Source organism: Bacillus cereus group sp. N6 (assembly GCF_016483705.1).
GTDB classification, from domain to species: domain Bacteria; phylum Bacillota; class Bacilli; order Bacillales; family Bacillaceae_G; genus Bacillus_A; species Bacillus_A wiedmannii.
The window spans coordinates 163,874-178,185 of record NZ_JAEHBI010000001.1 but is presented as its reverse complement, the minus strand read 5'-3'; the positions used below and the strand labels follow the sequence as shown (position 1 = coordinate 178,185).

Below are 14,312 nucleotides of genomic sequence, written 5' to 3'. Positions count from 1 at the left end.
TCTCACCACTTTACTATTAAAGTTTAATCATAAATTTTTTCAACAGCTTGCATTTTCTTCACTTTTTCCTCTGCTCCGCTATTTGCATTAATGAAAATTTGGTACGTATCTTTCCCTAAAGTACCTATAAATTCATAGCAAAGTACTTCATTATGCAAATCATTTACAACTACAGCTTTACGTTCTTCCATAACTTTAACATCTGGATTGATTTTCTTTCTTGCTTCTGCTGCAGTTAACTTTGCTGAGGGAACTGTTCGTTTTTGGTGTGATGCTAAATATTCTTTTGCGGAAAAACCAACGATAGAACCGTCATCTAAAGCAATTTTCATTTGGATTGCTTCTGGATAAATTCGTATACCATTCTCATTTACTACATACGTAAATACACCAACATTATCATATTGCGAGCTATCAAAAAGCTCCATATTATTAAATTTATGGTCCTTTAAAAATGTCAAACCTTTACTTCCTGCATCGTTTAAACTAATTTTCTGTTCTTTAATTTCTCGATTATTCATTACCCAAATTGGATATCCGCCTTTGCCGGTAATATCCATATAAAACTCATTATTCGTTGCTTTATCTTTAATTTTCACACTATAGAAAGATTCTTTCGCACCTTTACCGCTTTTCTCAACATCTACTTTTTCATTTCCTTTTAAATTCAAAAATGATTTTGCGATTTTCGCCGCTTCATCTTTAGAAATTGCTTTTCCTTCTGCTTCAAATCCGCCTTTTTTATTTTTTTGCGCACTAGTAAAGGTCGGTCCGAAGTTTGTAGACGAATACGATGTTACGTTTTTCTCTACTGTTTTTAATCCATCAATAATTGTATTGTCTGCAGGGTCACGATTTGATGCGAGTGCCATCTCAACATCCATCCAGCGTAAATTATTTTTCAAAACAAGATGTTGTACTTTTCTTAGTTCATCTTGTATATTGCCTGCATTTGAATATAAAGTTTCCAACGTTTTGTATTCTTGATCATTTAACGGCTCTTTTTCTAAATCACGAATGGCTGCACGGTAACTAAAATCACCGATATTCGCTAAAAATTCTTCCGTTTTATTAAAAGGCATTAATGTTAAAGGAAGTTGTCCTACATCTGAACGAGCTTCCGATGTTAAACGCCATACATCTGCTAATGCTGGTGATAAAGATGCACGTGAATTCATCGCAAGCGTTGTTCCAATTTTATCGTGCAATAGATCAACCTCGTATGCTAAATCATGAAACGCACGTTGATAGCTATTTTCTGCTCGAATTAATACTGCATTCTTCTCTTGATGCTCTTTATAGCCCCAATATCCTGTCCCGACTACACCGACTGTTAATAGTACGATTATAATACCTCGTAACATAGTTCCACCTCCGCTCTATTTACAGAAAATATGTTTCCCGATTTTTTTAATTTGTGGACGAGTCCAAATCCATTTACTTGTTGCGGTATCTGGATTGAAATAGTACAATGCATTTCCTGTTGGATCCCATCCATTAACTGCATCTAATACAGCTTTTTTCGCTGTTTCATTTGGCGTTAAATATATTTGTCCGTCTGCTACTGCTGTAAAGGCTCTCGGTTCAAATATTACCCCTGAAACGGTATTTGGGAACGAAGCACTTGTAACGCGATTCAAAATAACCGCAGCTACTGCAACTTGCCCTAAGTATGGCTCACCACGAGATTCTCCATATACTGCGTTTGCCATGAGCTGAATGTCATTTTGAGAATAACCGTTTGGAACATTTGTCCCTTTATTTTGAGGTGGTTTATTTTCTTGTGCAGTACCACCACTATTTCCTTTATTCGTTGTCGTTCCTTTATTAGCAGTTGACTTGTTATACTTCGTTGCCTTCACAAGCATTTGCTTCGTTTTGGCTCCAGCTAAACCATCAACAGGTAGTCCGAATTTCTCTTGGAAATTTCGAAGTGCCCAATATGTACCCCATCCGAAAACACCATCCACTTTTCCCGTATAAAATCCGTTATATTTCAAACGAGATTGCAGTTCAATGACATCTTCGCCAGATGCCCCTCTTTGAATGACTTGATTAGAAAAAGCTTCTACATTCTTTAGTTGTATACTACTGACCATCAAAGATAGTCCTATGAACGCAAGTAAAATTGCTATTTTAAAAATAGCTTTTTGACGCATGATTTTCCCTCCTTAATTACGGAAATGATTTCTTGGTTATGTTTTGTAAAAGCCTCGCTTTTATGTAAAGAAGACAAAAAAATCCAAACTCATATCGTTGAAAAAATATGTAAACAATATGAAAAAAGGATAAAAGGAGTTCATCATGAAGAAATTGTTAAAGCGTATCTCACTCGTCATTCTGTTCATAACAACATGTTCAAATGTATATACTGGCCCATCAATTGTTCATGCCCAGCCACCGTATGCCAAATGGGGTAAACTTGCTGTAGAAAAGACGAAAGAACAATACCCACAAGCTGAGATTATTGATTATCTACATATAGGTAGAAAGCCAAAAACCGTTCAAATAACAGTTGAAAAATTTAAATTGTGGCTACGTGAGGACGGAAAAGAATATGGTGTTTTTGTTGATGTTGAGTTTGAAACGAAGACGGATAAATTTATAAAAATGTCGTTTCAGAAGACGAGTAGATAAAATGAAAACTCCACTGTTAAAATGCTAACAGTGGAGTTTCTTTCATTTCTAAAATTCTTTCCTAAAATCTCGATTCCCTAAAAATCTTACCAATATACAAATAGAACCAATTACAATCGCTATTCCTATACTGTATAAAAGCACTCTACCATATCCGCCTATTCTCGGATCTAAAAACGGATAAGGATACCAATTCACAATCGGGCCACGTATTAAGCTGTATACAACGTAAAAGAACGGGAATAAGAGCCAACTTGCAGCTTGTTTCCAAGTGATTTTCTTACTAGGTGGATTTATAATCCAATCTAAGAGCATGGCAATTGGCATGATATAATGTAGCACCGTATTTACCCATGGTATTGCGGTTTGAAGTGATTCTTCTAATCCTCTTAATAGCAAAAAATAAATGAGTCCTGTCGTAAGTATATATACAGTTGCCGCACCACGAAGTATACTAAACTGCTCTGATCGACCAAATGTAGCTGTTCCAATGCTGCTTAAAAGGAGAATAAAAGCAACTAAGATGTTACTTTCGATTGTAAAGAAACTAAAAAAGTTAACTGGATTGAACGGTTTTACTTGTGCCCTTATTATAAATTGCGTAATAATAGCGCTACATGCTAAAAGACTTAAACATAGTCTAAATAAAGATAATGTTTTTACATCTCTCATACCTTCTCTCCTCTTCTTATATAAACTTATCATTCTCCTGTACATGCTCAATAAATAATTTCAATGGAACAAGTCCACGTTTTGGCATATGACTACTTATTACAGCAACGAGCTCTAACTGCGGAATGATAACGATGTATTGCCCGCCATATCCCATAGCAAAATATATACAATGCGGTATGTGAAATCTTTCGTTATTCAATACCCACCAGTGATATCCATACGCCCCAACATGTTCATACGTTTCAAATAGAGGTGTACTTGATTCTTCTAACCATTTCGAGGATACAATTTCATTCCCCTGCCAATATCCATTCTGCAAACATAATATTCCGAGGTTTAATAAATCTTTAGATTTCATTTTCATACCGAAACCACCTACATGTATTCCTTGGGGATCTTGTTGCCACTCATATTCGGTAATTTCTAATGGATCAAATAAATATCTTTTCGCAAACTGCTCTGTCGATATTCCAGTAGCTTCTTGAATAATATAGCTAAGCAAATGCGAAGAACCTGAATTATAATTCATTTTTGTAGCGGGTTCTTCCATGATTGGTTTTTCCAATATGTACTGCACCCAGTTTTCTGATTCTACAAAATCATTTGGGAACACTACTCCATTTCCGAACTCTTTCCAATCCTCACCTGTACTCATCGTTAATAAATGATAAAGAGTCAAATCCTGCTTTTCATTAGATACATTTTCAATCCACTCTGTAATCGGTGTATGTATATCATTTATATATCCTTTATCGATTGCAATACCAATTAATATAGATACAATGCTTTTTGTAATCGAATTTATTTTAAATAGATTATTTTCACACTCTAACGTTTTATAATACTTAGTTGTTAACTCACCTTTTTGATAAACAAGAAATGTATTTACTTTTTTCTTTTCAAATTTATTTTCTAGTTGCTTGAAATCCAACACTTTACCTCCAATTAAATCATTACCTAATTTATTATATCTTGTAGCTTTAATTAAAACATACTTGTGTTCAAATAAAAAACAAACCTGCCAGTAATGAACTGACAGGTTTGTTTTTTATAATTTCGTCCGAACATTCCAAAGCTCTGGGAAGAAACATTGATCAAGTACTCGTTTTAAATACGATACACCAGAAGAGCCGCCTGTTCCCATTTTATGTCCGATAATGCGTTCTACTGTTTTCATATGACGGAAACGCCATTGTTGAAGCCAATCTTCTATATCAATTAATTTTTCAGCAAGCTGATATAAATCCCAATATTTCTTCACATCTGCATACACTTCTATCCATGCCGCTTCTACCGTTGCATCTTCTTCATAAGGCTGCGTAATATCACGATTTAACACATCCTTATGAATAGGGAATCCTTCTTTTACAAGTGCTTGAATTGCCACATCATATAAACTTGGTGCATGTAGCGCTGTATGAAGTCGAGCGTGTAATTCTGGATCCTTTTCATAAATTTTTAATGCGTGCGGTGTTTTATAGCCAAGTGCATACTCAATCATACGATATTGATACGATTGAAACCCTGAGGCTTGACCGAGTGAATCACGAAACTCAATATATTCAGATGGTGTTAATGTCGCAAGGATATCCCAAGATTGAATGATTTGCGACTGAATTTTTGATACACGTGCTAACATTTTAAAAGCTGGTTGTAATTTATCATTTTTAATCGATTCAATTGCTGCGTTTAACTCATGTAAAATGAGCTTCATCCAAAGTTCACTTGCTTGGTGAATTACGATAAATAACATTTCATCATGATGATCTGATAATCTTTTTTGAGAAGATAGTAAACTATCTAATTGTAAATACTCCCCGTACGTCATATTCTCTTTAAAGTCCGTATGAATTCCCTTTTCCATAATTACCTTTTCATTTTCTTTCATATTAGCCAAACGCCCCTTTTTATATAATTCTACTTATATTGGTCTAATAACTGCCCGAACTGGACTTCCATCTGCATCTGTTAAGGCAAGTGGTAATGCGATTAATTCATAATCGCCGTCTGCTACGTGATCTAGTGCGACATTTTCTAAAATGTGTATGCCATGTTTAAACAATTGATGATGCGCTGCTAATTCTTTATCATCTAATGGATCAACTGATGGTACATCCACCCCAATTAAACGTATACCTTTTTCTGAAAGAAACGGTGCTATATCCGCACGTAAATGCGGAATTACATCTGGAAATTCATTAGCTTTACCATGTGAAGATGTGCGTAACAACAATCTTTCTACACCTTCTAAATGAAAGTTTTCTAATTCCTTTTTCCCAATGCTTTCAAGATTAGAAACGTCAATAATTCGCGTAGGTCCGACATAAACTTGAATATCTAAGTCTATTACTTTTTTTCCATCATTATCAAAATGAAAAGGTGCATCAATATGAGTACCTGTATGAATACTCATCGTTAACTTTCCGACATTTACTGAGCCACTCTCTTCTTTTGACCATGAAACTTCATACGAGAATGGTGTATCCCCTGGCCAAGTTGCAATATCATTATTTAGCGGTTGTGAAATATCAATCCACTCTGATGTTTTCATTCTTATGCCACAACCTCTCGCTTGTTTTCAAACTGCTTATATTCTTCATCTTTCATAATTTCCTTTAAAATCTGAACAGATTTCCATACTTCCTCGTACGTATTATATAAAGCAACTGGTGCAAGTCTCACTCCATTTGGCGCTCTAAAATCCGGAATTACTCCATTTGCTTTTAACGCTTTACATATGCGTGCTGCTTCTGCATGCTCTAAATAAATATGACCGCCTCGTTTTTCATCTTCTAATGGATTTCCAATTGTAAATCCGTAATCTTTTAATTCGTTATCAATTAAATCAATCATGTATCTTGTAATATGTAGCGATTTTTCACGTAAACGTTCTATACCAGCATCTTTAAATATTTCAAGAGAACCAATTAAAGGTGCAGTACTTAATACGTGCGGTGTACCAATTTGATAAGCACCTGCATGATCAGCAGCTGTTAAAGTATGTTCCATATCAAACTGCTTATCTTTTCTAGAACTAAACCAACCTGATAATCCTGGAAGTCTATTAAAATGCTTTTTATTTACATAAAGGCCCGCAACTCCACCAGGTCCTGCATTTAAATATTTATAATTACACCAAATAGCGAAATCAACATCCCAATCTTTAAAATAATGCGGAATAGCACCGATTGAATGACATAAATCGAATCCGATATGAATACCACGCTTATGTGCTTCCGCTGTTAAACGTTTCATATCAAGAATTTGACCGCTTCTATATAGTACAGAAGGTAATAAAATTAGCGCGACATCATCTGTCATTGCCTGAATAATATCATCTTCAGAAAGTGTTCTACCATCTCGGCTTTTCACTCGTACTAAATGCTCATCTGGATCTAATCCTTTTAAACGAATTTGGCTTTGAAGTGCATATATATCTGACGGGAATGTTAATTCATCCGCAAGAATTTTTGTACGTATTCCTTTCGGCTCATAGAACGTAGCGATTACTTGATGAATATTCGTTGTCGTGGAACCGGTTACAATAGTTTCTTCTGGTAAAGCTCCAATAAGAGGTGCTGTCAATTCACCTAATTTCTCCGAAAGGAAAAACCAAGGATGTTCACCCTCTGTCCAGCCATCAATTCCATACTTCTTCCATGAATCTAGCAATGTAAGTAACGATTTCTCTGCTCTTTTTGAAAGTAGTCCTAATGAGTTTCCATCTAAATATATTGTTCCTTCTTTTTTATAAAATTCAGTTTGAAAATCTTTCAGTTCATCATGTTTATCACATTCAAGCGCATATTCATAAGTTGGTTGAAATGGTTCTTTATACATGGTGTCACCTTCTTTTAATTTTCTTTTTATTCTAACTAATTGAAATATATCACCTTAGTTGATATGACGTCAATGATATTATGTCAGTTGACTTTATATATGAATTTCTTTTACAATACAATTATATTTTCAGATATTTCAGTATAAAGAGGTGATTCTATGAAAAACAGTACTCTTTCATCAAGAAAACACCGCTCCTTAGAAACAAAGAAGAAACTATTACACGCTGGTTACACGATTTTTATACATAATGGATTTCAAAAAACGACAATTACACAAATTATTAAACATGCAGAAACTGGTTATGGAACGGCATATGTATACTTTAAAAACAAAGATGATCTCCTTATCGTTTTAATGGAAGATGTCATGAATCAATTTTATGATATTGCTGAGCGCTCCTTTTCGCCTCAAACGAAAGAAGAAGCACATAAAATGATTCAAAATCAAGTTAGAGCATTCCTACAACTAGCAGAAAAAGAACGAGCTATATTGCAAGTTGTTCAGGAAGCTATAGGATTATCAAAAGAGATACGTCAAAAATGGGAAGAGATACGGGAACGCTTTATAAACAGTATTACGCAGGATATTACATACTCTCAAGAAAGTGTATTAGCACATCCTGAATTAAATAAAGAAATTGTAGCTCGTGCTTGGTTCGCTATGAATGAGATGTTTCTTTGGACGATTGTGAAAAATGATAAAGAATTAGAGTTAGGAGAAATTGTGCATACATTGACGGAAATGTATACGACGGGGTTATATAAATAGCACCCCTTCAATAAAAACGATATTTCCAAGGTAAGAAAAGCGAACATAGCCTTACCTCTTCTGAACTTGCTTATTGGATAACAGAAAGATTTTGTATTGATAGAAAGATGTACCAAACAGAAATTAATATTTTTAATGAGCAAACTTCAAAAAAATAACCTGTTACTCAACAAATTAAGTACCAGGTTATTTTAAATATTTTATTACCGATACAATGATACAAATTAGCGATGTAAGTAAAAGCAACAGTCCCATATTCTTATTCTTTTTTTCATCCTTCTTAACATTTTGTATCCCCATAGCAGCAAGCATAAAACCTAATAATAATTGCAAAATAAGCATACTTTGCTTCGAATCATCATTCCAACTGTAAATAGAATAGCCCATTACAATAATAGCGAGTATGATTGTGGTAATTCTAATCATAAAAACACCCCCTATTTAATTCTATTGTTTTAACCTACTCACCATTCCAACAATAAACTTATACTCATCTCTTCCTTTTCTTACTTTCTTAAACCCTTCTTTCGTATCAAAAATAAAACACGTTTTTCGAAACCAAATCCGTACATATAAAGACTCCAAGTAAATAGGTTTTATAATTCCTCGCTCCTCAAATTCAGTTCCATCTTTATTTTCAATTTCTGTGCGGACAAACCACCTATTCCCAATACCAATTTCAATATACTTCACATAAATCCCCCCTCCGGAAATTACTTTCTGACTATTCTATTATTTCCCTGGCAAGCGCACATTCCGACAGAACATGCGCCCATAAAGAAAAAGTAGATTACAAAAATCTACTTTATAGCTTATATTTTTGCATTCGTTTATAAAATGTACTTCGAGGTACATCTAAAAGTTTTGCAGCTAACGAAACATTTCCATTCGTCTTTTCTAGCGCTTCAATCATACTATCACGCTGTATTTTCTCACGGAAATTTAATGCGTTCTCTGTTTTGTTTTCTGCTTGCAATTCAAGTTGATGTTGATTTCCCATCATTGTTTGTAATAAGAAAGCGATTTGTTTTTCGCATATTTCCCTTCCTTGCGACAAAATGTATATGCGTTCTAATACGTTTAATAATTCCCGAATATTTCCGGGCCATGTATGCTGTGAAAATTGATTACAAATACTCTTTGGAAATACAACATTCCAATTCTTTCGTTCACAAAAATGTTGTATGAAGTACGGTATATCCTCTTTTCTTTCTATTAACGATGGAACATATAATGGATAAACATGTAATCGATAATATAAATCTTGACGGAATTTCCGTTCTTCTACTAATCTGAGTAAATCTTTATGTGTCGCAGTAATAATACGAATATTTACTGGTATCTCTTTTGAACTACCAATTGGGGTTACTGTTCGTTCTTGTAAAACACGCAATAATGCTACTTGCATCTCTGGCGGCACTTCACCAATTTCATCTAAAAATATTGTTCCTCCGTCTGCTTGTTCGAATTTCCCTTTATACCCTTGGCGCCGCGCACCTGTAAACGCTCCTTCAGCATAACCAAACAATTCACTTTCCATTAATTCTTTCGGTAATGAACCACAGTTAATAGCTATAAAAGGACCAGTTTTTCTTGGACTATTTTCATGAATTGCTCTCGCTACATATTCTTTCCCTACACCTGTTTCACCACATACATATACACTAGCATCAGTTGGGGATACAAGCTTAATTTCTTCTAAAGTATGTTGAAATGCATTGCTTGTCCCAATAACTCCAGGGAAAGTAATTCCGTTTATAAATGGGGAAGTTGAAAATACATTTCCTTGTTTATTTTCCTTTACATAAATACATTTCCCGATCATTCTATCATTACTATATACTGGTACTTCTAATTTAGGTTTCAATCCATTTTGCATTAAATCTTCAAGTTTCATTCGTGACCAATTAGAAACTCGTTCTCGAACCTTCTTGCTTGCAGAAATGATAACATCACGATGATTACAAATAACAACTTGTTCATCACTGTCAATTACATCTAAAAAACGATGGATTAAATGTAGTTCATTTTGATGCACTCGAATACTACATTCACGTTCAATCGCATGTGCAATCGAAGTTACCATCCCGAGCATATATGGATGTGAAAATTCAATTGGACAGGAGAAATCTAGCACACCAATTAATTTCCCATCATCATTATGAATCGGAGCGGCCGCACAGCTCCAGCTATGAGATGCGACAGAATAATGTTCTGTACCACTTATCATAATAGCCTCTTCAATCTGTAGCGCGGTTCCTATCGCATTTGTACCAACAGCTGCTTCCGTCCATTTCACACCTTCAATGAAGTTAATATGTTTCGCTCGTTTTAACGTTTGTTGATTTCCACTTAGCGATAGAACGTAACCGTCTGGATCAATTAATAATGCCATCATTTGCAGTTCATCAATGGTTTTCCTCATATTTTGTAATTGAGGTATTGCTATATCAAGGAAGATTTCGCTCTTTTTCTTTTGATCTTGAAAAATATTAGAAGACAAAATTTTCTGACCTTTATTCATATGAGGATTCACATTTGCTTGTTTACATCGATGCCATGACTCTGAAATTCTTTCGTTTATACGGTTCGAATCAAGAACTCCTTCATCAACAAACTTTTTCCATGTATGTAAGTAAAACGGTGAAGCTAACATTGTATCATCTCCCTATTCATTGTTTTGGAGATCTGTAAAAACATACTTTTATTATAAAACTGAATAAAAGCGTTTTCAACAAAACTAGAAAGACGACACGAATATGTTAATAATTTGAATATATTAATGCGCTTCTTTATTCTTTTTAAGTAAAACTATATTTTGTATAATGGACGCAAAGACAATACATAACCAAAACCACTTTTGTGGATTGCCGTCTATAAAGAAAACTATCACCGCGATTGCCAATAAAATAGTGGATGCTAAACTAAAATATAATTTTGTTTTAATTCTCATTCCCCCTCACCTCTCTATCAAATTACAGTACATACTAACTCTTCATTTTTCAACTCTACTATGTACTCCTGTAAAACATATTCTCTTCCGCCATGTTTTTCATACCAATCATGTATTCTTTTAACATGCATCTCATCACTTCTAATTTTCGATTCAATTTCTTTATACTGTTCATAACTATCATATTCCCATATGGCGAATATTTCTGTTGTACCATCATTATTATCTTTCATCCAGCGTCCTATTAACTTGGAACCATGCTTTAACTGATTAGGTAAGTTCGTGTGAGTAAAATGCTCATTAAATATTTTTATAAATTCATTCTTTACTATATAGTACTTTCTTCTGTAAAACATTCCTCTACACCTCTTTTATGAAATGTACTAATACACCTTCCCATTACAACCGTATTATAATACTTATTATCTGACAGCCTTTTATCATTTTTCAAAATACCTTCTACTTCAAAACCTGATTTTTTATATAGCTGAATGGCTTTTTCGTTTGTCTCTAACACTTGTAATGATATCTTTTTCACTTCATTTTCATCAGCCCACTGAATAGATTGTTACAATAGACTCTTGCCCATTCCATATCCCCAAAATTCTTTTAAAATACAAACGCCAAAGTCTACTTTATGAGCTAATTTCTTCAAATTTGATCCTTCACATCTTGAAAATCCTACGATTTGGTTGTTCACTTCTACAACTAAAAAGAGATTTTTCGTCTCTTCACTATCTGCTTTTATTATTTTTTGAAAACCTACCTTATCTATAAATCCCTCTCCAGCTTCTCTATCCATATTTTCAGTTTCGCCATCGATTTGAACTCTAATTTCCGATAACTGCTCAGCATCCGTTTCAGCTGCAGAACGAATTGTAAAAGTTAATCCATTTATATGAAACTCTTGTCCTTTTATAATCATTTCAAACTCCTTTTAAATGCAGTCTATTGATGCTATTATAATTTCTTTACCTTGTTTCTCAAATTGTTGAATCGTTTCTTTACTAGCCTCTTCATCTGTTATTATAAGGTCAATTTCTATCAGTGACTCTCCTTTTATAAAGCAGTCTCTTCCAAGTTTCTTATGAGGAGCTAAACAAATATTTCTTCTAGCAATTTTACTTACTCTTTTTCCAAAATAAGCAACTTCCGGAGTTGCAGTACTTATACCGTTCAATGAAATGCCACCACCTGTAGAGAAATAAAGATCAATAGATAATCTACTTATCATTTCAGAGGCAAGTGTATCTGTCATATTCCCTGATGGTTTCACCTTTCCACCAATTAAGTATGTATCAATGTTCTTATATTCCCGTAAGGTACTAGCAATTTCTAAAGCATTCGTAATCACTGTAAATGACATTTCAGGTAAGTATTTTAACATGGCATAATGAATAGAAGCCCCGCCAATAAAAACGGAATCTCCTTCTTGTATGTAGGATGCAGCAACTTTCGCAATCGCTTCTTCACCTAGTGAACTATCACGATAACGTTTCAATGGTTCAGCAGTTAAATTCCTTACTCTAGTAAGTTCGATTGCACCTCCATGTGTTCTTTTTAACAAGCCATCCTTCTCCATAATAGATAAATCTCTTCTTATAGAATCAATAGACATATCGAAACTTTCCGCAAGATCTTTAGCAATTACCCTTCCATCTTTCTTCAGTAACTCTAAAATTTTTTCTCTACGCTCTTCAGTAAACATGTTCCCACCACCATTATTGAAGATTCAGAAATTTAATCTTTATTTTAATTATATGCACGCCTCTTCCGTTTTACAATATTTTCAATTCTTATTTATTCCGTTTTATACAGTATTCTCCCTCTTTCTATCCTTTTTAACTTGAAAACTTCACCAAAATAATTAAATAATATATATATAGCAAAGCTGCCCTTTAACAGATATATATTGGAAACTTGATAATTTAGCATCTAAATAAAAAACAGTCTTATAAGACTGTTTTTTTGTTTGTAAAGTTATAAAGTTTACTAGTTACCTATCTCAAGCAATACGTCTTTTGCACAAATTGTCACTTCTTCAAATGGGCCATCAAATAATACACCTAATTCGAACCCTTCATTAGTAAGATCTATTTCATGACATAACCACCAAGCACCTTCAAAATCTTCCGGAATAGAACATTTCGTTACGCCTGTAAAAGTTACTTCCAGTTTATCAAATTCACTGCAAGTACCACTGCAATCTAATATAATAATTAGCGTATCTTTTGATATTCTCTCTACTGATTTGACTACACTGTCATGTAGTGAGTAATCATGTAACTGAATAACATTTGTTGGGAGTTTTTTCTTAATCGAATGGAATTGCTCTAAGTAGAATCGATCTAAATGAGCCCTTCTTTTCTCACAATCCTCTATCCATTCTTTCATAAGTTTTTTCAATTCACTAGAAGGATATTCTGAATTAATTATGGTGTTATGAATAAATGGGTGTATGGATTCAGGAAGGGATTTTAATAAATCTGTTTTCCTTTCCTTTATTTCCTCTATTAAACTTTGTATATCCATTTCTGACCATTCTTTTATAGACTCTATAAAACTTACAAATTCTATAATTTGCATTTCTTTATACCAATCTCCAGTGAAATTCTTCAATCGCACCACCCCTAAAACATTTTAACATCCCACAAAAGCAATACATCTATTTATTATATCATTCCAATAACTATTTTTTCTAAAGAAAAAATGCAAAACTATAAATATTCCGCCTTTTATTTCTAAAATTTCAGAATATTTACAACAGTTGATAATTAGAATACATTTTACTAGTACAAAGTTTCACCTGTACAAAATCTAAACAAAAAGGGATGGTTATATGTTGAAGAAATTAGTAGCAGGTACACTAGTAGCGGGATTTGCATTCACTGGAGGACTTGGAGTAGCAAGTGCTGAAGAAAAAACTAACACAATTAAGTCTTTTGATTATTTAAAAGTGGATGAACAGAATGTTAATTCACTTACAAAATTAAGTGATCAGGACAAGAAAGATATCCAAATTACTATGGTATTACCAGAGCAAAATGAAAATGGAGATTGGTTAGCTTACGGTTTTACTAGCCGCGAAACATTAGATGCTTATATTGAAAAGGATAAAAAAGTACTTAAAAATAAAATTAATCCTTTAGGTAGCGGTGCTGGTAGTACTGATTTTTATGAACATAAAGATAAAGGTGGCCAATATATTTACTGGAGCAGCGGTTTTAAAAACTTACCTTCTAGCTGGAATGACAGAATTTCTTCTGTAAGTACAGCATCGCCTTCAGCAAGTTATTCAACGACACTTTGGGAGCATACTTCAACACAAGGCTATGGAAAAGGTGTTGTATTCAAACATGCTGATTGGTACGGTAAAACTGCTAATTTAGCTGCTGATTGGAACGATATTACTTCAGCGATTGACGTAAAAAAATAA

The 14,312-nt window shown here is 33.8% G+C and carries 16 protein-coding genes and 1 pseudogene; 3 read left to right on the top strand and 14 right to left on the bottom strand.

The genetic code is table 11. The features are described 5' to 3' along the window. Positions 1-23: 23 nt before the first annotated feature. Positions 24-1,364, bottom strand: a complete 1,341-nt coding sequence (ypeB, locus tag JDS99_RS01000) for a germination protein YpeB (protein ID WP_199694252.1) — start codon at positions 1,362-1,364, stop codon at positions 24-26. A gap of 15 nt (positions 1,365-1,379) precedes the next feature. Then, complete coding sequence (gene sleB, locus JDS99_RS00995; protein ID WP_199694250.1) at positions 1,380-2,159, bottom strand: spore cortex-lytic enzyme; 780 nt, start codon at positions 2,157-2,159, stop codon at positions 1,380-1,382. Between the two features lie 145 nt (positions 2,160-2,304). Between sleB and JDS99_RS00990 the strand changes: the two genes are divergently transcribed. Next, entirely contained in the window at positions 2,305-2,637 is a 333-nt protein-coding gene (locus JDS99_RS00990) for a DUF3889 domain-containing protein (protein WP_199694248.1), read from the top strand. A gap of 48 nt (positions 2,638-2,685) precedes the next feature. On the opposite strand, the gene JDS99_RS00985 is transcribed toward JDS99_RS00990, so the two are convergent. The 5 genes from JDS99_RS00985 to kynU all read right to left on the bottom strand — a co-directional run bounded on the left by JDS99_RS00985 (position 2,686) and on the right by kynU (position 7,152). Beyond that, complete coding sequence (locus tag JDS99_RS00985) at positions 2,686-3,309, bottom strand: Pr6Pr family membrane protein (RefSeq protein WP_199694246.1); 624 nt, start codon at positions 3,307-3,309, stop codon at positions 2,686-2,688. A 16-nt stretch (positions 3,310-3,325) separates the two neighbouring features. Beyond that, positions 3,326-4,243 (bottom strand): serine hydrolase domain-containing protein, encoded by a 918-nt coding sequence (locus JDS99_RS00980; protein ID WP_199694244.1) that lies wholly within the window; start codon positions 4,241-4,243, stop codon positions 3,326-3,328. 117 nt (positions 4,244-4,360) lie between these two features. After that, positions 4,361-5,200: a tryptophan 2,3-dioxygenase gene (gene kynA, locus JDS99_RS00975; RefSeq protein ID WP_199694243.1), complete on the bottom strand. Its 840-nt coding sequence runs from the start codon at positions 5,198-5,200 to the stop codon at positions 4,361-4,363. A 33-nt stretch (positions 5,201-5,233) separates the two neighbouring features. Continuing rightward, positions 5,234-5,863, bottom strand: coding sequence for an arylformamidase (gene kynB / locus JDS99_RS00970; RefSeq protein WP_199694241.1), 630 nt, complete (start codon positions 5,861-5,863; stop codon positions 5,234-5,236). Positions 5,864-5,865: 2 nt separating this feature from the next. Beyond that, the gene (gene kynU / locus JDS99_RS00965) at positions 5,866-7,152 is read right to left on the bottom strand and encodes a kynureninase (protein WP_199694239.1); all 1,287 of its coding nucleotides are present in this window, start codon (positions 7,150-7,152) and stop codon (positions 5,866-5,868) included. Between the two features lie 159 nt (positions 7,153-7,311). On the opposite strand from kynU, the gene JDS99_RS00960 reads away from it, so the two are divergent. Then, the gene (locus JDS99_RS00960; protein WP_199694237.1) at positions 7,312-7,923 is read left to right on the top strand and encodes a TetR/AcrR family transcriptional regulator; all 612 of its coding nucleotides are present in this window, start codon (positions 7,312-7,314) and stop codon (positions 7,921-7,923) included. A gap of 186 nt (positions 7,924-8,109) precedes the next feature. Here the strand turns inward: JDS99_RS00960 and JDS99_RS00955 are convergent, their stop codons facing one another. The 7 genes and pseudogenes from JDS99_RS00955 to JDS99_RS00925 all read right to left on the bottom strand — a co-directional run bounded on the left by JDS99_RS00955 (position 8,110) and on the right by JDS99_RS00925 (position 13,495). Beyond that, positions 8,110-8,349 carry a DUF3953 domain-containing protein gene (locus tag JDS99_RS00955; protein ID WP_199694236.1) on the bottom strand — a complete coding sequence of 80 codons (240 nt, stop codon included), beginning with the start codon at positions 8,347-8,349 and terminating at the stop codon, positions 8,110-8,112. A gap of 21 nt (positions 8,350-8,370) precedes the next feature. After that, the gene (locus tag JDS99_RS00950; protein WP_199694235.1) at positions 8,371-8,616 is read right to left on the bottom strand and encodes a DUF3977 family protein; all 246 of its coding nucleotides are present in this window, start codon (positions 8,614-8,616) and stop codon (positions 8,371-8,373) included. Positions 8,617-8,728: 112 nt separating this feature from the next. Further along, entirely contained in the window at positions 8,729-10,579 is a 1,851-nt protein-coding gene (locus JDS99_RS00945) for a sigma-54-dependent Fis family transcriptional regulator (RefSeq protein ID WP_199694234.1), read from the bottom strand. Between the two features lie 314 nt (positions 10,580-10,893). After that, positions 10,894-11,232, bottom strand: coding sequence for an NIPSNAP family protein (locus tag JDS99_RS00940; protein WP_199694233.1), 339 nt, complete (start codon positions 11,230-11,232; stop codon positions 10,894-10,896). Beyond that, positions 11,205-11,801: pseudogene (locus tag JDS99_RS00935) on the bottom strand (GNAT family N-acetyltransferase). The gene JDS99_RS00940 and the pseudogene JDS99_RS00935 overlap by 28 nt, the downstream one beginning before the upstream one ends. Before the next feature lie 12 nt (positions 11,802-11,813). Then, complete coding sequence (locus JDS99_RS00930) at positions 11,814-12,584, bottom strand: DeoR/GlpR family DNA-binding transcription regulator (protein ID WP_149212821.1); 771 nt, start codon at positions 12,582-12,584, stop codon at positions 11,814-11,816. A gap of 284 nt (positions 12,585-12,868) precedes the next feature. Then, positions 12,869-13,495, bottom strand: a complete 627-nt coding sequence (locus JDS99_RS00925; protein WP_149212820.1) for a DUF4085 family protein — start codon at positions 13,493-13,495, stop codon at positions 12,869-12,871. Between the two features lie 220 nt (positions 13,496-13,715). Here JDS99_RS00925 and JDS99_RS00920 point away from each other — a divergent pair, with 220 nt between their 5' ends. Beyond that, on the top strand, positions 13,716-14,312 hold the full coding sequence (locus JDS99_RS00920; RefSeq protein ID WP_199694232.1) for a hypothetical protein: 597 nt from the start codon (positions 13,716-13,718) through the stop codon (positions 14,310-14,312).